The sequence below is a fragment of the Candidatus Desulforudis audaxviator MP104C genome, from assembly GCF_000018425.1.
GTDB lineage: Bacteria > Bacillota > Desulfotomaculia > Desulfotomaculales > Desulforudaceae > Desulforudis > Desulforudis audaxviator.
Genome location: NC_010424.1, coordinates 1180860 through 1200833, shown reverse-complemented (window position 1 = coordinate 1200833; position 19974 = coordinate 1180860). Strand labels below are relative to the sequence as shown.

Sequence of the window (19974 nt, the reverse complement as noted above, 5' to 3'; positions counted from 1 at the left end):
TTAATCACCAACTGATCAGTAAAGGATCCAATGGGGATTCGTTGGTCTCGATGCGGTCGATCACCCCGTCGCGCATGTAGAGCACCCGGTCGCCCATCTTGCCGATGGGAGTGTTATGGGTGATGATCACCACCGTCTTGCCCATCTCCCGGCTGGCCCGGTGGAGGAGCTGCAAAACCAGCAGGCCGGTGCGGAAGTCCAGCGACCCGGTGGGCTCGTCGCAGAGCATCAGGTCCGGCTCCTTGGCCAGGGCGCGGGCGATGGCCACCCGCTGCTGTTCGCCGCCGCTCAGCTGAGAAGGGAAGTTGCCTTCCTTCCCGGCCAGGCCGAGGTTTTCCAGGATGGGCGCAAAAGCACCGCGCCGCCCGGCGATCTCCGCGCCCAGCGCGACGTTCTCGGTCACGGTGAGGTTGGAGATCAGGTCGAAGAACTGGAAGATGAAACCGACGTGGTGCCGCCGGTAGGCGGTGAGCCGGTTATCGCCGACTTTGGACAGGTCTTGGCCTTCGTACAGCAAACGGCCGCCGCTCGGCTGGTCGATGCCGCCCATGAGGTTTAAAAGCGTGCTCTTGCCCGAGCCGCTGGGACCGAGGATGACCAGGATCTCGCCCCGGTAAACCTTCAGATCGGTCGGTTTCAAGGCCGGGACCTCCACTTCGCCCATCCGGTAGGTTTTCCAAACCCCGACCAGTTCCATGAGCACTTCCGGCGCCATCCAAAAACACCCGCAATTCCATCCGCAGTCAGTCTGGACGCCTTGTTCAATTTAATATTTTTCGTAAAGGGGTGTCAAGGACGCGTGGCCTTGTGCTCCCCAGTGGGGGAAAAAGCGACGGCGGTCCGCAGGCGTACTTCTCAAATGGTGGGTTGGTTTCGCGAGGCGTACTAAAGCTGGCTCAGCCGCTGCTGTCAGCGGAACCCGCTGAACCGTCGGGAACTGGTGGCGGCGCTATACTCTTGATCTTGCGCTCTGGAAAAACTTACTGAATCTATTTCACTTTGGAGAACGTCAAATATTCAAGACTTAATTCCGGGGCCAGCGCGCGGTGACCCGGCGAGAGGAGTGGAATGGGATGTACCGGGTGATGGGTGTGGTTGTGGTGCTGGTTTTCGCCCTGACGCTCGCGGTCGGCAAACCGCCGGGAAGGGCGCAAGTACAGCCGCAGACGCCGAAGCTGCCGGCGGTGAAGTCCTACGCGGAACTGGCGGCGCTACTGGACGAGAAAAGGGAGATCCACTATGGTTTCCCCTTGCGCATGGGCGCGAAAACGATGCTTACTGACCAGGCGGCAATGGAGTCCGCGGCCCCCGGGGCGCGTGCTCCCGGGGAAGACAGCGGCGCCGGGAGCGACTACTCCGCCACCAACATACAGGTGCCGGGAGTAGACGAGGCCGACATTGTAAAGACCGACGGCCGGTACATCTTCCAGGTCAACAAACAGCGGGTGATGATGATTCGGGCTTACCCGCACCGCGAGATGGCGGTCAAGAAGGTGATCGAGTTTGCGGATGAATGGTTCAATCCGCTGGAGATTTACCTGGACGCCGAGCATCTGGTCGTGGTGGGAACGTCGGCGCGGCCCGGGCGGGCGGTACACCCGCATCACCCGTACCCGATCTACGGCACCGTGAAGACCCTGGTGTTCGACGTGCGGGACAAGGACAACATCACCCGGGTGCGGGAGGTGGAAGTGGACGGCAACTACGTATCCTCGCGTAAAATTGATAAGAACGTGTACCTGGTGGCGAACAAGTACCCGGACTACTACATGTTCCGGGAGTTCGGACTCCCGGTCAAGGAAGGGCTGACGCCGGCCTACCGGGACAGCCTGGCGGGCAACCGGTTCGAGAACGTGAAGTGCACCGACGTGTGCTACTTCCCGGGTTTCCGGGAGCCGAACTACCTCTTGGTGGCCGGGTTTAACCTGAACGAGAAAAAGGAAGTCGAAATCGGCACCTACCTCGGTGCCGGCGAGAATATCTACGTTTCCCGGGCCAACCTTTACGTTGCGGCCACCGAGCGCCAGTACGGCCCCATAATGCCGGTGCCGGGTCTGCGTGAGCCGGCCCCGGCCGTCGTGCCGGATAGAGTTCCGGCGATTATGCCTCCGCTCGAGCCGCGGGAGCAGACCACGGTCTACCGGTTCGCTCTGAAAGACGGGGACGTCACCTACACCGGCAAGGGACAGGTGCCCGGCACCGTACTGAACCAGTTCTCCATGGACGAATACGACGGCCACTTCCGGGTGGCCACGACCTTGAACACTTGGGGCCCAGACTCCCGGAACGCCCTGTACGTACTGGACCGTGACCTCGGTATCTGCGGCCGGGTCGAGGACATCGCCCCCGGCGAGCGGATCTATTCGGCGCGCTTCATGGGCCCGCGGGCCTACATGGTGACTTTCAAGACCACCGACCCGCTGTTCGTGCTGGACCTGGCCGACCCGAAAAAGCCGGCGATCCTGGGGGCTTTAAAGATCCCCGGTTTCTCCAATTACCTGCACCCGTACGACGAGCACCACCTGATCGGGTTCGGTAAGGACGCCGTGGAGGCCACCGGCAAAGAGGGCGGGCGGGAGGTCCCCCTGGGGTTCGCTTACGAGCAGGGAATGAAGTTGGCCCTGTTCGACGTCACCGACGTCAAGAACCCGGTGGAGAAGTTCGCGATCGGCATCGGCGACCGGGGCACCCACTCCGAAGTGCTGAACAACCACAAGGCCCTTTGGTTCCACCAGGAGAAGAACCTGTTTGCTTTCCCCGTCACGGTGGCCGAGATCAAGCGGCGTACCGGCGCGACACCGCCGTGGGAATATGGCACGTTCGTCTTCCAGGGGGCCTACGTGTACGAACTGACCCTTGAGCGCGGCTTTGTGCTCAAGGGCCGGATAACGCACCTGACGGACGCCGACTACATGAAGTCCGGCAACTGGTGGCCCGGGAGCGACCGGGACGTCAACCGGATCCTGCACATCAACGACAATCTGTACACGCTCTCGAACGGACTGGTGAAGGTGAACGACTTGAACACCCTGGCGGAAAAGCGGAGCCTGGCCCTGCCATAAATCATAAGCAGCCGGATGCCCGCACAAATCCGGCCCCGGCCCGACCGGGGCCGGATTACGTGGAACGGGCAGTGGAAGCCGATTTCGCCGGACGGGTTTCGAATGTAGGGGGCACTGCAGGCTCTTCAAACCCTGAAGACTAGCGGTCCAGAGTCAAAGTCCGTCCCTCCGCCTCAAAACCCACGCCGCGAATGCGGACCACGTTGCTTTCGACGCGCACTCCGGCGCCCAGGATCTTCTCCACAAGCCACAGGTTGGTTTCCAGGTGTTCGGTGAACAGGGGCACGCGATAAACTGTCTCTCCCCGGGCCAAGGCGGCGAAAATCACCAGTTGGTCGGCCGCGAACCGGTCTACCGTGGCCCCGGCGGCCAGGTCCGCAAGCAACGTCCGGGCCACGTGGCGGCCGATATGTTCGGCAGGGCGGCGCGGCTGACCTGCCTGGTCCGCCCCCAGGATGCACCCGGTGGCGGTTACCGCCCAGGCGGCCAGGGCGGCGCCGGGCTGCACGGACAGGGCATCGTCAACCACATCGATGAGCGCCTCATGACCGGCGGCTCGGAACACCCCGGCCGCGGCGGCGGCCATGCGCTCACCCACATGGCGGTCCGACAGGTGGGAACTCAAGGCGATCCCGGACACGGACTCGATACGCCCCTGCTCGCTCAACACCAGCGGTTTCAAGCCACCCGCCGCCGGTCTTACTTCCAGGAGAAGTTCACCGCCGCCCTGCGGCACGTAGCCGGGGCGAACGATCTCCAGGCGGGTGTCCGCCCCCATTCGGGACAGGAGGGGAAGCAGCACCCGCTGCAGGTGGTAGGCGCTGGGCGCGAAGTCCTGAAAGAGACCCCCGGTGATGTGGAACGTGCCCGGGGCGCCGGCGAGGATGGCCGGCGGCAGGATGGTAAGGGCCAGCATCACGGCCGAGCCGCCGGTTTCGATGTCCCAACGGTAATCACCCCCGCGGAGCACCGTTCCGGGACGGAACAGGATTTCGGAGGCGCCCACCACAGCGCCCTCGAGCTGCCCACCGCACAGGTCACGGACCGCTTCCACCGCTTTCAGGTGCTGGGGCCGCAGCCCGGGTTTTTGGCGCCGGGCCCGGATATTGGTGAGGTGCAACTCGCGGCCGGCAAGGGCCGAGAGTGCGACCGCGTACCTGACGATGGTGCCGCTGCCGGACCTCTCCGCGCCGTTGATGTGCAGCCGTTTGATAGCAGTCCCTCCCGAGTACATCAGCCCGCGTGAATTGCAGCCGTTCCGGATGTTTGTCCCATCATAACACCGGCCGCCGGGTTGCGTAAGCCCCTTCGGGGTCAAACCTTTAGTTTCTTAAGGGCGGGCGCACAGGGCCAGCTAAGCCTTGTGCCGGATCATCAGCAGTGTTATTCTGTCTATGTAGTTCGAATTCGCTCGATGGTTTCGCTAACTTCATTTGTCATCATGTTCCGTTAACTGACCAATGTGGAGTTGTACCAATATTTAGTAACTAAGGTTTGACCCCGGAGGAGGGGGAGGGTGCAGTACCGCAAAGCCAGGATCACCGATGTGGAGGCCATCCACGGCCTGATCAGCTATTACGCCGCAAGGGGGCTGATGTTGGCCCGGCCCCGGGCGCTCCTTTATGAAAGCATCCGAGAGTTTGCCGTCGCCGAGGAAGACGGGCGGGTGGTCGGGGCGGGAGGCCTGCACATCATCTGGGAGGACCTGGCCGAAATCCGCGCCCTGGCGGTGGAAGAGACAATGATCGGCCGGGGGATCGGCCGGGGACTGGTGGGGATGCTCCTGGCAGACGCCTGGGAACTGCACATCCCCAGGGTATTCACGCTGACCTACCAGCCCGGTTTCTTCGAAAAGTGCGGTTTCCGTCGGGTGCCCAAGGAGGAGATGCCCCAGAAGGTCTGGAAGGAATGCATCAATTGTCCCCATTTTCCGAACTGCAATGAGGAATCCCTGATCATCGACCTCAAGTGATTGAAAGGGGAGGTGAGTTTTGTCGGCCGGCTTTAGGAGGTTGTTCAGCCCTCTGCACGTCGGTGGAGTGACTTTTCGTAATCGCCTGGTGATGCCGCCGCTTTCCTCCGGAACAGCCGGCACGGGCGGGGAAGTGACCGACAAAATGCTCCGGTTTTACGACCGCGTGGAGCCCGGGGTGGTATACCCGTTCGGACGTCTTTTTGAACGATCCATGGGGATCTGGAGCGAAACGCATCGCCCGCGGCTGTAGATACTGTCCGGGATGATCAAGCACCGCGGCGCGGGCATCCTCATCCAGCTGCGCCATGCCGGACCAAGGGCCCCGGCAAGGGCCAACGCCGGGCGTCAGCCGGTTGCGCCGTCGGGGGTGCCGTTCGTGCTGGAGGAGCCGCCAAGCGCCCTGACGCCCGAAGAAATAGACGGGATCATCAAGGCGGATTTCCTGGCGGCTGCGCTGCGCGCCAAGAACGCCGGATTTGACGGGGTGAACAAGCACTCCTACTAGGCGTAAAGAGGCTTGTCGCCTACCGGACTAAAGCGGTGGCTTTCTCGGCATTAATGAGGGCGGACACAATCTAATCCGGGAGGTTGGTGAGTGATATGACGGAGCCAGAAATGTACGACGTGGCGGTGATCGGCTGCGGGCCAGCCGGACTGTCGGCGGCCCTGAACGCGGCGGTGCGCCGCAAAAAGGTGGTTCTCTTCGGGGGCGAGTTCTGTGTTTCGAAAATAAACCGTTCCCCGCGGGTGGACAATTTCCTGGGCCGGCCCGGAGTTACCGGTGAGGCGTTGCATCGGGAGTTTGTCGCGCACGTCCGGAAGTTCAATATCCCCATGGTTAACAAGCGGGTCATTAACGTCTTTCCGGAGGCAGAGGGGTTCGGCCTGGCGATCAAAGACCGCGTTTACCGGGCGCGCACGGTGATCCTTACGGTGGGGATGGCCGTGGCCCGGATGCTGGAGGGGGAGGAGGGTCTGGTCGGACGCGGCGTCAGCTACTGCGCGACCTGTGACGGTCCCCTGTTCCGCGGAAAAACGGTGGCCATCATCGATTACACGAAGGAAGGCATCGAAGAGGCCACTTACATGGCCGGTTTCTGTTCCTGGATCTACTACGTGTGCATGCATACCGAGCCCCCGCAATTCGAGCAGGACAACATCGAACTGCTCAAAGGGCTTAAACCGGTCCGAATCCTGGGCGCAGACGGCACGGTCAAAGCGCTGGAACTGGACAAACGGATCGTAGCGGTGGAAGGCGTGTTCATTTTTCGGGAAGCCTTCCCACCGCAAGATCTGGTGCCCGGCCTTGAGTTGGAGGGTAACCACATCAAGGTGAGCCGGGCCTTGGAAACCAACATTCCTGGGATCTTCGCGGCCGGGGACTGTACGGGCAAGCCTTACCAACTGGCCAAGTCGGTCGGGGAGGGGCAGGTGGCCGCGCTGAATGCAGTGGCGTATTTGGATTCCGCAGGCAGCAAGTGAGCTTTGAACAGTTCCCGGTGTATATCGGGCTTCTCAAAGGATTGAGCCTAGTCAACTGACCGGTAAGTTTCTCTAGGGGGTAGTAGAATGGGTCAAGCCGTATTCAAACAGAAATCTGGACTGGAGGCCCTGGTGTTGGTCGGAGCTTGCGGGGTGGTAACGCCCGGCCAGTTCAAAGGTCTGGCTGAGCGGCTGGATGAACTGGGCGTGGCCGCCCTGAAGTTCACTACCAGGCAAACGCTGGTGCTGCTCCTGCCGGCGGAAAACGTGGCGGCAGCTTGTGCGGCGGCCGAAGAACTTGGCTGGCGGGTAGGCACCTTCGGCAACACGTTCCGTAACGTCAAGGCCTGTTGCGGGCGGGAAGACCTATGCCCAAAGAACATCACCGAAGTGCTGGACTTGGGCATTGAGATCCAGGATAAATATTACGGGCGCCCGCTGCCACGGGATTTCAAGGTGGCCTTGGCCGGGTGCGCCCGGGGGTGCACCGACCCCTACTGCGCCGATTTCGGGGTCCGGGCCCGGCAGGGGGGAGCTTACGAGGTCGCCGTGGGCGGCAGAGGCTCCACGCTGAACCCGCGGCACGGAACAGTGATCGCGGAGAACATCAGCCGGGAAGGGGTCTTCGCGGTGCTAGAGTTTGTGCTGGAGAAGTACCAGGCGTTGGCCAAGCCGAAGGAGCGGGTACTCCACGTGATCGACCGGGTGGGAATCGAGCCGTTTGTGCCTGACCCGGCCTGGCTGGTGCAGTACCAGGTGGAGAAGGACGAGGAGCCGCCGAAGGAAAAGCAAAGCCAAAAAGAGTCAAAGCGTTAGTTGATAATACGGTTGTGACAAGCCGCGCAAGAATGGGGTCAGACCCCATTTTCCTCCCGGACGGAGAGGTCTCAGCCTATTCTTCACCAGGGATGAACGAGAACGGGTGCGAACTAGAGGATCTTACTGAGAAACGCTTTGGTGCGCTCCTCCCGGGGGGCGGTGAAAATCTCCGACGGCAGACCTTCTTCCACGATTTTCCCGTCGTCCATAAACAGTACCCGGTCACCGACCTCGCGTGCAAAACCCATCTCGTGCGTGACCACCACCATGGTCATTCCCTCGCGCGCCAGGTCCTTCATCACTGCCAGGACCTCCTTGACCATTTCCGGGTCCAGGGCGGACGTGCACTCGTCGAACAGCATCACTTTCGGCTGCATCGCCAGGGCGCGGGCGATGGCCACCCGCTGCTGCTGGCCGCCCGAAAGCTGCCCGGGGTAGTTGTCGGCCTTGTCCTTCAAGCCCACCTTCTCCAGAAGCGACCGGGCCCGTTCTTCGGCCTCCGTCCGCGATAGGCGGGCCACCTTGAGGGGTGCCAGCATGATGTTCTCCAGCGCCGTCTTGTGCGGGAAGAGGTTGAACAATTGGAACACCATGCCCACCTTCTGCCGCATCTTGTTGATGTTGGTGCTCTTGTCGGTGAGGGAGACGCCGTCGATAATAATCTCGCCCCTGGTCGGCTCCTCCAGGAGGTTCAGGCAGCGCAGGAAGGTACTCTTGCCCGAGCCGCTGGGACCGATGACACAGACCACCTCGCCCTCCGCCACCCGGCAGTTGATGCCCTGAAGCACCTTCAGGGACTTGAAGTCCTTGTAAAGGTCCCTAACCTCGATCATCGGTCTTGAGCCTCCGTTCCAACCAGTCCACGATCCGGGAGAAGGTCAGGGTCATGAGCAGGTAGATCATGGCCACCGCGAACCAGATCGCCGCCGACTGGTAGTTCACGGCGATGATCAGTTGGCCCTTGCGCGTCAGTTCCTCGACGCCGATCACCGAGAGCAGCGAGGTGTCCTTCAACATGGCGATGAACTCGTTGCCCAGGGGCGGGATCACCCGTTTAAAGGCCTGGGGCAGGATCACGTAGCGCATGGCCTGATTCTGGGTCATACCCAGCGAGCGGGCGGCCTCCATCTGGCCCCGCTCGATGGATTGGACCCCGGCCCGGAAGATCTCGGCGATGTACGCGCCGCTGTTCAGGCTGCAGCCGAGTACCGCGATCCAGTAGCGGGACACGTTGCTGACGTCGACCATTTTGGGGATGCCGTACTCGTTCAGCAGGTATAGCTGGAGCATCTCCACCACTTGCGGCATGCCGAAATAGAGCATGAAAATTTGCACCAGCAGGGGCGTGCCCCGGAAAAAGTCGACGTAGCCGGTGGCGAGGTAGCGCAACACCCGGCTGCGCGACAGGCGGCAAAGCCCGGCAAAGAGCCCGATGATGCAGCCGAAACCGACCGAAAGAACGGTGATCTGGAAGGTCAGTTTCGCGCCGACCAGCAAGAGCGGTAGCGCGTCGAAGATTACCTGCAAAGGATTTCACTCCACCGCGGCCAAACGCGAATGCGCGCGACACCGGGTGGTGTCACGCACATTCGGCGGACTAGGCTGTTAGAACTGCAAAATCGTGTCCGGTGGTGCCTGTCCGAACCAGTCCATGTAGATCCGGTCGAAAGTGCCGTTTTCCTTCAGGGTCTTCAGGGCGTCATTGATCTGGTTCAGGAGGTCCTCCTTGCCCTTGGGTACGGCAATACCGTAGAACTCACCGCTCAAGAGGTCGCCAACCACCTTGACGTCTTCGTTGCCCTGCTGGATAAAGTACAGGGTGACCGGGGCATCGTTGATCACCGCATCGACCGCGCCCTTCTTCAGTTCCAGGAAGGCCAGGTCGATGGTATTGAAGGTGGAGATCTTGGCATCCGGCACTTCTTGGGCCTTCAGCGCGCCGGTGGTGCCGATCTGGACGGCGATCTTCTTGCCGGCGAGGTCTTCAAAACCCTTGATGTCGTTGTTGTCGGCCCGCACCGCGGTGATCAGGCCGGACTCGTAGTACGGCACGGAGAAGTTGACCACTTTGGCCCGCTCTTCGGTGATGGTCATGGCCGAGATGGCGCAGTCCACACTGCCGCTCTGCAGCGCCGGAATGATGCCGTCAAAGCCCATGCTGATGATTTCGACTTCCTTTCCGAGCACCTCGCCGATCGCGCGGATCAAGTCCATGTCAAAACCGATGTAGGTAGGCTCTCCCGGCCCGCCTTGCATCTCAAAGGGAGCGTAGGCGGTGTCGGACGCAACGGTCAGTTTTTGTTTTTCCGGAGCGGGAGCGGGGGTCGTCTGGCCGCCGCCGCAACCGACGACCACGAACAGAAAGGTGACCAGAAAGAACAGCGCCAAAACCTTTTTGTTAATCTTGGGCAAGATTTTCTTCCTCCTCTCGTTTCTCCCGAGCTAATAGAATGTCATACTGGGGCGCGCATGGAAGCTTCTTGCTTCGTTAACCTCCTTTCCAGCCGCACATAAATGCCCAGCTTTCACAGTTCGCCTTAAAGGCTGAGATTCCTGCCCAAAATCGAGCCGGTTTTACACCGCCCGGATGTTTCTCTTGACTTTGGCGGGTGTGAATGCCAGAATTTAAGGGTACTTCGAATCGAGGGAACAAAACGTGGCGCCCACCAAAATACAACAGATTACCGCCGACCTGGCTCTTCTCTTTGTCGCCTTTGTTTGGGGCATTACCTTTGTAGTGGTCAAGGAAGCCCTGACCGAAATCGGGCCTTACTATTTCCTGGCCATCCGTTTTACCGTCGCTTTCCTGTTTTTGGCGCTGATTTGCTGGCGTTCCACCCTGAGGGTGAACCGGGCCAACCTGACGGCGGGATTCGTCATCGGGCTGGCGCTCTTCGGGGGCTACGCTTTCCAGACGGTGGCGCTGCAGCACACCACGGCGGCAAACGCCGGGTTCATTACCGGCCTGTCGGTAGTCCTGGTTCCGCTGTTCGTCGCCGGGCTCACCCGGACCCTGCCGTCGCCGCTGGCCGTTCTGGGCGTAGCCTGTGCCACCATCGGCCTCGGCCTTCTGGCCGTTCAGGGAGACTTCACGGTAGGCTACGGTGATTTCCTGGTGTTTTGCTGCGCGCTCTGCTTCGCCACGCACATCATCCTGGTGGGCCGATACGCCCCGTGTTTGGATCCGGTCCTGCTGGCCATCATCCAAATCGGCACCGTGGCCTTTATCAGCTTCTTGATTGCTCCCGTCTTGGAGAGCTTTCCGGTCACGCTCGCGCCGTCGGTGCAGATCGCCCTGCTGGCGACGGCCATACCGGCCACGGCCCTGGCCTTTTTGATCCAGAACAAGGCCCAGAAGTTTACCTCGCCGACGCACACCGCAGTGATTTTCACCATGGAGCCGGTTTTCGCCGGGTTGGCCGCCTGGCTCTGGGGCGGGGAGACCCTGGAGATACGCCAGTGGATCGGGGGAGCGGTGATTGTGCTCGGCATGCTGATCACGGTCTGGAAGACCGCCGAAACGGTCCCCTGCAGCGCTGCTCCGTTGCCGGTCACCCGGGGGTCTTCGGCCGTGGGAGACAAGCATAGACTGGAACGCGTTTTGTCACAGAAATGAATGAAAATAAATGAATTAAGTATGTTCCAGATTCATGGAATAATACCTAAAAAACGCATTTTAAGGGGGGCCGGCTTAATGGATCTTAAAGAAGCAGTGATCCGTTTTCACTTCGGCGAGATGATCAAAACGATGCTGATCAACGCCGGGAATCTGTCGGCCGAACTGGCCGCCATAGAAGAGAAAGACCGGGCACCGGCCATCAGGCTTTACAAGGGGCTCCTGGAACAGATCCGGGGCGAAATCAAAACGGCGTCGGCCCTCGCCGGGTTCAACAACCTGTCGGGCGCCGATACCAAGGTGAAGGAAGCCATTTGGGAGGTGCACATCAACCGCCCGGAAGAAGTGTCACGCCTCCTGGGCGAGGCCATTTCCGGAACGGTAAGCTCCATCCAGAGCGCCGCCGAGCACCTGAAGAGAGAGGGACTGATTTAGAATTTAGGGTATAGAACTTAGAATCCAGAATTCAGAAGAAAGCGGCAGAATTTAACAAAAGGAATTCGGGAGACAAGAATTCCGGAGAGCATTAGGATAAATAAGCTCATTCCGGTCTTACGGGGGGCAAAGAGTGGAGGCGTCACCGGGAGCCGAAAGACCGTTCGTTAATCCTTACCTGGCTATCATCATCGGGGTGGTTGCCGTTTCTTTCTCGGCGATCTTCACCAAGCTGGCGGAGGCACCGCCCCTGGTGATCGCTTTCTACCGCCTCGCCTTCACCGTACTGCTGATCACCCCGTTTGCGCTCAACCGGGCCGGGCGCCGGGAACTCAAACAGACTACGGGCCGCGAACTCGCCCTGGCCGCCCTGGCCGGCCTGCTCCTGGCGGCACACTTTGCGGTTTGGATTTCCTCCCTGAATTACACCACCGTGGCTTCTTCAACCATTCTGGTCACCATGCAGCCCCTATTCGTGGTCACCGGGGCTTACCTATTCCTGAAGGAAGGGCTGACCGCCCGGGCCTTGATCGGCGCCGGGTTGGCCCTGACCGGCAGCGTCCTGATCGGCATCAACGATTTCCAGATGGGCGGAACGGCACTGTACGGCGACCTCCTGGCCTTTTCCGGGGCTCTCTTTGTGGCCGGTTACGTGCTGATCGGCCGGACCCTGCGGGCCCGGCTCCCCATCGCGACCTACACCTTTGTAGTTTTCGGGACTGCGGCGGCAGCCCTGCTTCTCGCCAATCTGGCCACGAGCACCCCGCTTTATCCCTACCCACAGCAAACCTGGGCCTGGTTCCTGGCTCTGGCCGTGGTTCCGACCATCCTTGGGCACATGGTCTTCAACTGGTCGTTGCGCTACGTAAAGGCGGCGGTGGTCTCGGTGAGCATCCTCGGCGAACCGGTTGGGGCCACCACCCTGGCCTATTTCATCTTCGGCGAGGTGCCGGGCCTCCTGCAACTCGCCGGTGGCGCCGTGATCGCCACCGGCCTTTACGTCTTCATCACCTCGGTGGCCGGGCCGAGGACCGTTCCCGCGCCTGCCGGAGCACGCCGGACCTAAGCCCGGATTATATCCCTTGACCGTTCAAAATGGGGAACTCCGGCAGGAAAACCGAAACGTGCCGTTGAAAAGATTTGTGTTGTGCAGTTTTGCCGAAAGCCTGGGGGGCGGAAGCCTGGGGGGGTGAGAATGAGTTCCTGGCCTTCCCTGGTGGTATTCACTTTCTTCAAACAGAATTAAGGAGGCACACAGGTGTACAGAAAAAGTAGGATTACTGCGCTCATTATTACCCTACTCTTCGTCTTTGGCGTCGTTGCCGGCTGCGGCGGCGGGGCCGCCCCCGAAAAGCAGGAAGATACCATTAAGATCGGTTTCCTCGGCGCCAAGACCGGTGGTCACGCCAGCTACGGGATCGAAACACTCAAGGGAATGCAGATGGCCGTTGAAGACATCAACGCGGCCGGAGGTTTGCTGGGCAAGAAGGTGACGATTGTGGAAGACGACCACCGCAGCATCGGCACCGAGGGCGCCAACGTCACGCAGAAGCTGATCACCAAGGGTGTCGTCGCTATCGTGGGTGACCCGACCACCGGCATCACCAAGATCGCCGGGGAGATCGCCCAAGGTGCGGGTGTGGTTCTGCTTTCCGCGGGTGCCGTGGGTGAAGGTGTGGTGGAAATCGGTGACTACATCTACCGCAACACTTTGCTCGACCGGGTCGGCGCGCCGGCGGTGACCAAGTACCTAGCCGAAGAACTCGGCTGGACAAAAGTAGCGCTGGTGACCTCCACCAACAACGACTACAGCGTCGGTTTGAGCAAGCTCTTCAAAGACAGTCTGCAGGCGAACGGCGTTGAAATCGTCGCCGAGCAGAGCATCCAGGACGGCGACCAGAACTTCGCCGCCCAGGTTACCGCCCTGAAGCAAAAAACGTTCGACGGGATCATCTTTACCGGCTACTACACCGAGGGCGGCCTGTTCATGAAGGAAGTGCGCAGCCAGGGAATGGACCACGTGATGGTCGGCGGTGACGGTCTGCTTTCGTCGGTTCTCTGGGAACTTGGTGAGGACGCCGTGGAAGGCAGCATGGTGTACACCGGGTTCGCCGTCGACCTTGGCGGCGCGAGCCCCAAGACGCTGGACTTCATCAACAAGTACCAGGCCAAATACGGCAAACTGCCCGACATGTTCTCCGCCCAGGGCTACGACGCCGTGATGCTGATCGCGGACGCCATCGCCGCGGCAAACAGCGCGGCTCCGGCCGACTTCAAGGAAACCCTGAAGCTGACGGCGGATTGGGAAGGAGTTTCGGGAACCATCACCTTCGGTGCCGACCGGGAACCGATCAAGAGCCCGGTCTACCTGCTGGAAGTCAAGGACGGCGACTGGGCCGTCAAAGCCGTTATCCCCGTGAAAATGTAACACCCCGGCGTCCGATTTGAGGCGGCCATTGCCTTTAGCGCAGTGGCTGCCGCTTTAAATAAATATGGAGGCCGCAGATGGATCTGCAAACGTTCCTGCAGCAGCTGTTAAACGGAATCACGCTCGGATCGGTATACGCGCTCATCGCCCTGGGTTACACCATGGTGTACGGCATCATTAAACTCATCAATTTCGCCCACGGCGACGTGTATATGATTGGCGCCTTCGTCGGGCTGACCGCGGTCGTGCTCGGCGCCAACATCTGGTTCGCCCTTTGCGCGGCCATGCTGGCCTGTCTCATTGTAGCCGTGAGCATCGAACGCGTGGCCTACCGGCCGCTACGCGGCTCCACCCGCCTGGCCCCGCTGATCTCTTCGATCGGCGTTTCCATTTTCATTCAGACACTGATGACCCTGATCAAGGGCCCCCAGCCCGTGGGTTTCCCCCAGGTGGTCAAAAACACCATCCACACCGTGGGGCCGCTCCATATCTCCACCGTGCAGATCGTGATCCTGATGGTGGCCACTTGCCTGATGATCATTCTCCAGTTGGTCATCCGGCGGACGAAAATGGGGAAGGCCATGCGGGCCACGTCCGAGGATCTGCACACCGCCGGCCTGATGGGCATCAACGTCAACGCCGTGATCTCCTTCACCTTCGCCTTGGGCGCAGTGATGGCCGCGGCCGGAGGCGTGCTGGTCGGCATGTATTTCAATTCCATTTTCCCGCTGATGGGTGTCATGGCAGGGCTTAAGGCATTCTGCGCCGCCGTGGTGGGCGGCATCGGCAGCGTGCCGGGGGCGGTGCTCGGGGGGCTTTTCCTGGGCGTCGCCGAGGTGCTGGGGGTGGCCGCCGGCTTTGGGAGCTACCGGGACGCCATCGCCTTCGGCCTCCTGATTTTGGTCCTCCTGATCCGGCCTTCGGGCCTTTTGGGCCAGCCGCAGCAGAGAAAGGTGTAGCGTGATGGACGATCTGATCAGACAGTTCATCAATCCGTACTATGTCCAGGTCCTGACCCTGCTGGGGATCTTCCTGATCGCGGCTTTGGGCTTGCACCTGATCACCGGGGTCACCGGGCAGCTCTCGTTCGGCCACGCCGCTTTTCTGAGCATCGGCGCTTACACGGCCGCGCTGCTGAACCTGAGGCTGGACCTGCCGTTTCTAGCATGCCTTTTGGCGGGAGCGTGCGCGGCCGCCCTGGCCGGGGTGCTCGTGGGGTTTCCGAGCATGCGGCTCACCGGCGACTACTTGGGCATCGCCACGCTGGGCTTCGCCGAGATTGTGCGCGTGGTGTTCATGAACCTGGAGATCACGGGCGGGGCCCGCGGACTGGCCGGGATTCCGCGGGAGACGAACCTGGTCACGGTGTATGTGCTGGTGATTCTGACCATCTGGGCCATGTACCGCCTGAACAACTCCCGGTTCGGCCGGGCGCTGGTTGCCATCCGGGAGGACGAGATCGCCGCCGAGTGCATGGGCATCAAGAGCCTGTGGTATAAGGTAGGGGCGTTCGCCATCGGCTCGTTTTGCGCCGGCCTGGCCGGCGGGCTCTACGCGCACCTCCTGCAGTACCTGAACCCGTCGGATTTCGGTTTCGCCCGTTCCTTCGAGATCCTGTGCTTTGTGGTGCTCGGCGGGCTGGGCAGCATTCCGGGAGCCGTTCTCGGCACCACGATCCTGACGATAGCGCCGGAAATGCTCCGGTTTTCAGCCGAGTACCGGATGATGATGTACGGGATCCTGATGGTGCTCATGATGATCTTCCGCCCGAGCGGGCTACTGGGCGGAGTGGACCTCGTGCGCAGCTTCAAGCACCTGTTGTCAAAAACGAGAAACACCGCCACACCGGCCGGTGGGACGTAGGAGGCGGGGGAGAGACGGATGTCAGAGGTGCTGCTTGAACTGGAAAGCGTAACGGTGAACTTCGGCGGGCTCACCGCGGTGCACCGGTTGGACATGAATATCGAATCCGGCTCCATCAGGGCCCTCATTGGCCCCAACGGGGCGGGGAAGACCACGGTCTTCAACGTGGTGACCGGCATTTTCCGCCCGACCTCCGGGAGCATCCGTTTCCGCGGCCGGGAGATCACGCGCCTGAATCCCTACGACATCGCCGCCGCCGGGATTGCGCGCACCTTCCAGAACATCCGCCTGTTCAAGAACGCCTCGGTGCTGGACAATGTCAAGGTCGGGCGTCATTCCCGAGGAAAAAGCAACGTCCTGGGTGCGCTCATCCGCCATCCGGGGTTTAAGGCCGAGGAGCGGGACACTACCGAGGCATCCCTCGCGGCCCTGGAACTGGTGGGGCTTTCACGCAAGAAGGACGAACTGGCCAAAAACCTCTCCTACGGGGAGCAGCGGCGTCTGGAAATCGCGCGCGGCCTGGTGTCCGAGCCAGCGTTGCTTCTGCTCGACGAACCCGCCGCCGGCATGAACCCGCAGGAAAAGCAAAGCCTCTTACAGCTGATCAAGAGGATTCAGGAACAGGGCATCACCATCTTCCTGGTGGAGCACGACATGAAATTTGTCATGACCCTCTCCCAGAAGATCACCGTACTGGACTACGGCCGGGAAATCTGCACCGGGACCCCGGCGGAGGTTCAGGCCGACCCGCGGGTGATCGAGGCTTACCTGGGAAAGGAGGTGGGGTAGTGCTTCTGGAACTGGACAACGTCTCGGTCAACTACGGCACCATTGAAGCCCTGACCGGCATCTCGCTGACGGTAAACGAAGGAGAAATCGTGGCCCTGATCGGGGCGAACGGTGCCGGGAAAAGCACCGCCCTCTGGACCATCTCCGGACTGATCCGCCCCCGGAGGGGACGGATCGTGTTCGCGGGCCGGGACATCACCCGGATGTCCCCCAGCCGGATCGTGGCGCTGGGAATCAGCCACGTGCCGGAGGGGCGCCGGGTGTTCGCCACCATGTCGGTGCAGGAGAACCTCGAGATGGGCGCGTACGTGGCGAAAGGAGGCCGGAAGACCCGTGAGGCTATGGAGCGGGTTTTCGGACGCTTCCCGCGCCTTCTGGAGCGTCGCCGCCAGTTGGCCGGCACTTTGAGCGGCGGGGAACAGCAAATGTTGGCCATAGGGCGGGCTTTGATGTCCAGACCCAAGCTCTTGCTGATGGATGAGCCTTCCATGGGCCTCGCACCGATGCTGGTACGGGAAATATTTTCCATTATCAGGGAGCTTAACGAACAGGGAACCACCATTCTCCTCGTGGAGCAGAATGCCCACATGGCCCTGTCCGTCGCCCGGCGCGGCTACGTGCTGGAGACCGGACAGATCACCCTCACCGGACCGGCCGAGGAACTGGCCGGCAACCCGGACGTGCGCCGGGCCTACCTGGGCGCTTAGAGCCTTCCGTGCGTAGATCAACCTCGTGCAAAGTTCCGTCAGGCCGTCAAGGACCGGCCTGAACGCCACTGGCGCAAGATCATCCCCCCACCCTCCCCATCCGTTCTGGGCGTACCGTGCCCGTAAGGAGTGTGATCTGTGCCCGCCCGGGACGTATGGTCGTGCCTGTCGGGGGCGTATCCAGGAGGGCGCTTCTATGATCCGGCCCCGCAACAAAAAGATTTGCTCTTGCCGGACGCGGCGTGCATTATATTATGTATACGGGCTAATATGAGCAGGCTGCTTCAACGGAAGGCAGCCCTTTATACGATAGGGGTGCCGCCTGATGATAGAGGTCCGCAAGTTAACCAAGAGATTCAAGGAGTTTACGGCGGTCGACGAAGTCTCGTTCACGGTGGGGAAGGGGGAGTTCTTCGGCTTCCTCGGCCCGAACGGCGCGGGGAAGACCACGACCATCAAGGTCCTGGCCACGCTGCTGCGGCCCACCGGCGGCACTGCGCGCGTCAACGGATATGATGTCGTGCGCGAGCCGGCCGCGGTGCGGCGCTCGATAGGCATGGTGTTTCAAGACCCCAGCCTGGACGACCGCCTGACGGCGCAGGAAAACCTGCAGCTGCACGCCATGCTGTACGGGGTGGCCCGGCGGGAAACCGGGCCGCGAATCCTTGAACTTCTGGAGTTGGTCGGACTGGCCGACCGCCGGAACGACCTGGTCCGGAGGTTCTCGGGCGGAATGAAGCGCCGCCTGGAGATCGCCCGGGGCCTCCTGCACCGGCCGGGAGTCCTTTTTCTAGATGAACCGACCGTGGGGCTGGATCCCCAGACCCGCAGGCACATCTGGGAGTATATCGGGAGAATCCGCCGGACGGAAGGGGCAACCGTTTTCTTGACCACTCACTACATCGAGGAAGCGGAGGCCTGTGACCGGGTCGGGATTATCGACCACGGTCGGATCGTCGCCCTGGACAGTCCCGCAGCGCTCAAGGCCACGGTGGAGACGGACCTGATCACTGTTGAAACTCGAGATCCGGAAGGCGCCCTGCGCTCGATCAAGGAACAGCTGGGACTGGAGGCGGTGCTGCAAGGCGACCGGGTAATACAGTTGCCGGCGACAAACGGAGCCGGCGAGGAACTGATACCCCGCCTCGCGGCCGCGGTTCCGGGCCTGACCGCACTCGGGATCAGCAAGCCCACCCTGGAGGATGTATTCTTGAGCCTGACCGGGCGGGCGATTCGTGAGGAAGCGCCCGATTCCCTGGAAAGAATGCGCCAAACCCGCAGGGCCAGAGCCAGAAAGGGAAGATAGCGGTTGGAATTGAAGACCTTCGGGGTTACGGTATATGTGATCTGGTTGCGCGAGATCAAGAAGTATTTCCGGGAACGCACGCGCCTGCTGGCGATGGTGGGCCAGCCCCTGCTCTACCTGGTGATCATGGGCCAGGGGCTGCGGGCCATGTTCCAGCTCAACATCGAAGGGTTCGATTACCTCAGCTTTATGTACCCCGGAATCGTGGCGATGACCATCCTTTTTACCTCCATGTTCGCCTCGGTGTCCATCATCTGGGACCGCGAATTCGGCTTTTTAAAAGCGGTGCTAGTGGCCCCTGTGCCGCGTAGCGCCATCGCGGTCGGCAAGGCTCTGGGCGGGAGCACGACCGCCCTGCTCCAGGGCGCAATCCTGCTGCTCCTGGCCCCGCTGGCCGGACTCGCGCTGTCCCCGTCCGCAATCCTGCAAATTCTGCCCCTGCTGTTCCTGCTGGCCTTCGCCATCACTTCCTTCGGGACGGTGGTGGCCGCCAATACCGAGAGCATGGAGGGGTTTCACATGATCATGAACTTCATCATCGTCCCGTTGTTCCTCTTGAGCGGCGCCTTTTTCCCGATCGGAATCGCCCCGGAATGGATGCAGCCCGTGATGAAGCTCAATCCGGTGGCCTACGGCGTTGACGCCCTCCGCAACATCATGTTCATCGACTCGCCAGCCAAGGATTTCGTAGTGTACTACCCCTTGTACTACGATGTCCTCGTCCTGGCGGGCTTTTCAATTCTGATGGTCACCCTGAGCATGCAGGCCTTCAACAGAGTGGAATAGTACGTGTCCACCAGCATCCGGATAATCTAATACTCAACGTGATCGGCAGCATGCGTCAGCGACGCCCGAATCTGGTTCTTTTCTAGGCAACATAATATCTATTATCGGAAGTAGTACCCGAGTCAAAAACGTGGATTTTACATAAACCGGCTCAGATCAGGGCTGAAGCCTTGCCATCGCCCATTCCGGGATCAGGTACTGTAGGCTCTCCAGGCCCAGTTGACAGGCCACCGCCAACATGCCTCCCCAGGCAAGAATCCCGATTGTGGTCCAGGCCAGCGTGCGGCCGGCCGAAGCGCCCAGAATCACGCACAGCACGACCGCCAGGTGCGTGCCGGTGACCACCGGCGCCCCCAGGCCGGCGCCGGCCACGCCGTACCGGTTCCAGAGGTACTGGAAGCGCCTGTACCGGGCCGAAAGGCCATCCTCTCCCTTATGCCGCTTCCGTGGCAGGAAAGTACTGGAAAACCAGTTCCTCAGGCGCGGTAACACCGCCATCAGCACGGCGACCGACACGACATTCCCGGCAACGGCGGCCGCCGTTGCCACCGCCGGCGTCAGGCCCATCACCACGCCGGCCGGCACGGCGACTATGATCTCGAACCAGGGCGCGGCACCCAGGCCGAAGACGGCTGCCAACTTAAGCAGGTATGATGTCATTGTATCGGTGGGTGCCATGTATTGGTAACTCCTTTCAGAATCGCGT

Annotated in this window: 22 protein-coding genes; 16 read left to right on the top strand and 6 right to left on the bottom strand. The window is 61.2% G+C overall.

Annotated features, from left to right (window positions below):
• Window positions 1-4 precede the first annotated feature (4 nt).
• A complete protein-coding gene (locus DAUD_RS05775; RefSeq protein WP_012302242.1) occupies window positions 5-715 on the bottom strand; it encodes an ABC transporter ATP-binding protein in 711 nt (236 codons plus the stop codon).
• Window positions 716-1073: 358 nt separating this feature from the next.
• On the opposite strand from DAUD_RS05775, the gene DAUD_RS05770 reads away from it, so the two are divergent.
• Window positions 1074-3062: a beta-propeller domain-containing protein gene (locus DAUD_RS05770; RefSeq protein WP_012302241.1), complete on the top strand. Its 1989-nt coding sequence runs from the start codon at window positions 1074-1076 to the stop codon at window positions 3060-3062.
• Window positions 3063-3201: 139 nt separating this feature from the next.
• Here DAUD_RS05770 and rtcA read toward each other — a convergent pair whose 3' ends face one another.
• Window positions 3202-4380 (bottom strand): RNA 3'-terminal phosphate cyclase, encoded by a 1179-nt coding sequence (gene rtcA, locus DAUD_RS05765; RefSeq protein ID WP_200858698.1) that lies wholly within the window; start codon window positions 4378-4380, stop codon window positions 3202-3204.
• A gap of 198 nt (window positions 4381-4578) precedes the next feature.
• On the opposite strand from rtcA, the gene DAUD_RS05760 reads away from it, so the two are divergent.
• The 5 genes from DAUD_RS05760 (at window position 4579) to DAUD_RS05740 (ending at window position 7335) form a co-directional block, all read left to right on the top strand.
• Entirely contained in the window at window positions 4579-5034 is a 456-nt protein-coding gene (locus tag DAUD_RS05760) for an N-acetyltransferase (protein ID WP_012302239.1), read from the top strand.
• 19 nt (window positions 5035-5053) lie between these two features.
• A complete protein-coding gene (locus tag DAUD_RS13000) occupies window positions 5054-5287 on the top strand; it encodes a beta/alpha barrel domain-containing protein (RefSeq protein WP_012302238.1) in 234 nt (77 codons plus the stop codon).
• Window positions 5288-5299: 12 nt separating this feature from the next.
• Window positions 5300-5542 (top strand): oxidoreductase, encoded by a 243-nt coding sequence (locus DAUD_RS12995; RefSeq protein WP_041570846.1) that lies wholly within the window; start codon window positions 5300-5302, stop codon window positions 5540-5542.
• A gap of 95 nt (window positions 5543-5637) precedes the next feature.
• Entirely contained in the window at window positions 5638-6519 is an 882-nt protein-coding gene (locus DAUD_RS05745) for an NAD(P)/FAD-dependent oxidoreductase (protein ID WP_012302236.1), read from the top strand.
• A gap of 87 nt (window positions 6520-6606) precedes the next feature.
• The gene (locus tag DAUD_RS05740) at window positions 6607-7335 is read left to right on the top strand and encodes an NAD(P)/FAD-dependent oxidoreductase (RefSeq protein ID WP_012302235.1); all 729 of its coding nucleotides are present in this window, start codon (window positions 6607-6609) and stop codon (window positions 7333-7335) included.
• A 113-nt stretch (window positions 7336-7448) separates the two neighbouring features.
• On the opposite strand, the gene DAUD_RS05735 is transcribed toward DAUD_RS05740, so the two are convergent.
• The 3 genes from DAUD_RS05735 to DAUD_RS05725 all read right to left on the bottom strand — a co-directional run bounded on the left by DAUD_RS05735 (window position 7449) and on the right by DAUD_RS05725 (window position 9750).
• Window positions 7449-8171 (bottom strand): amino acid ABC transporter ATP-binding protein, encoded by a 723-nt coding sequence (locus DAUD_RS05735; protein WP_012302234.1) that lies wholly within the window; start codon window positions 8169-8171, stop codon window positions 7449-7451.
• Window positions 8158-8865 (bottom strand): amino acid ABC transporter permease, encoded by a 708-nt coding sequence (locus DAUD_RS05730; RefSeq protein WP_012302233.1) that lies wholly within the window; start codon window positions 8863-8865, stop codon window positions 8158-8160. The genes DAUD_RS05735 and DAUD_RS05730 overlap by 14 nt, the downstream gene beginning before the upstream one ends.
• Window positions 8866-8943: 78 nt before the next feature.
• On the bottom strand, window positions 8944-9750 hold the full coding sequence (locus tag DAUD_RS05725) for a basic amino acid ABC transporter substrate-binding protein (protein WP_012302232.1): 807 nt from the start codon (window positions 9748-9750) through the stop codon (window positions 8944-8946).
• A gap of 244 nt (window positions 9751-9994) precedes the next feature.
• Between DAUD_RS05725 and DAUD_RS05720 the strand changes: the two genes are divergently transcribed.
• The 10 genes from DAUD_RS05720 to DAUD_RS05675 all read left to right on the top strand — a co-directional run bounded on the left by DAUD_RS05720 (window position 9995) and on the right by DAUD_RS05675 (window position 19268).
• On the top strand, window positions 9995-10954 hold the full coding sequence (locus DAUD_RS05720; protein ID WP_012302231.1) for a DMT family transporter: 960 nt from the start codon (window positions 9995-9997) through the stop codon (window positions 10952-10954).
• Window positions 10955-11032: 78 nt separating this feature from the next.
• Complete coding sequence (locus tag DAUD_RS05715) at window positions 11033-11389, top strand: hypothetical protein (RefSeq protein WP_012302230.1); 357 nt, start codon at window positions 11033-11035, stop codon at window positions 11387-11389.
• Between the two features lie 133 nt (window positions 11390-11522).
• Window positions 11523-12455, top strand: coding sequence for a DMT family transporter (locus DAUD_RS05710; protein ID WP_012302229.1), 933 nt, complete (start codon window positions 11523-11525; stop codon window positions 12453-12455).
• A gap of 192 nt (window positions 12456-12647) precedes the next feature.
• Entirely contained in the window at window positions 12648-13817 is a 1170-nt protein-coding gene (locus tag DAUD_RS05705; protein WP_012302228.1) for an ABC transporter substrate-binding protein, read from the top strand.
• A 77-nt stretch (window positions 13818-13894) separates the two neighbouring features.
• A complete protein-coding gene (locus DAUD_RS05700; protein ID WP_012302227.1) occupies window positions 13895-14776 on the top strand; it encodes a branched-chain amino acid ABC transporter permease in 882 nt (293 codons plus the stop codon).
• Window positions 14777-14780: 4 nt separating this feature from the next.
• The gene (locus DAUD_RS05695) at window positions 14781-15680 is read left to right on the top strand and encodes a branched-chain amino acid ABC transporter permease (RefSeq protein ID WP_012302226.1); all 900 of its coding nucleotides are present in this window, start codon (window positions 14781-14783) and stop codon (window positions 15678-15680) included.
• A gap of 18 nt (window positions 15681-15698) precedes the next feature.
• Complete coding sequence (locus DAUD_RS05690) at window positions 15699-16469, top strand: ABC transporter ATP-binding protein (protein WP_012302225.1); 771 nt, start codon at window positions 15699-15701, stop codon at window positions 16467-16469.
• Window positions 16469-17176, top strand: coding sequence for an ABC transporter ATP-binding protein (locus DAUD_RS05685; RefSeq protein ID WP_012302224.1), 708 nt, complete (start codon window positions 16469-16471; stop codon window positions 17174-17176). Before DAUD_RS05690 ends, DAUD_RS05685 begins: the two co-directional genes overlap by 1 nt.
• 325 nt (window positions 17177-17501) lie before the next feature.
• Window positions 17502-18482, top strand: coding sequence for a daunorubicin resistance protein DrrA family ABC transporter ATP-binding protein (locus DAUD_RS05680; protein WP_012302223.1), 981 nt, complete (start codon window positions 17502-17504; stop codon window positions 18480-18482).
• Between the two features lie 3 nt (window positions 18483-18485).
• The gene (locus DAUD_RS05675; protein ID WP_012302222.1) at window positions 18486-19268 is read left to right on the top strand and encodes an ABC transporter permease; all 783 of its coding nucleotides are present in this window, start codon (window positions 18486-18488) and stop codon (window positions 19266-19268) included.
• A gap of 156 nt (window positions 19269-19424) precedes the next feature.
• Here DAUD_RS05675 and DAUD_RS05670 read toward each other — a convergent pair whose 3' ends face one another.
• Window positions 19425-19946, bottom strand: coding sequence for a small multi-drug export protein (locus DAUD_RS05670; protein WP_012302221.1), 522 nt, complete (start codon window positions 19944-19946; stop codon window positions 19425-19427).
• Window positions 19947-19974 lie beyond the last annotated feature (28 nt).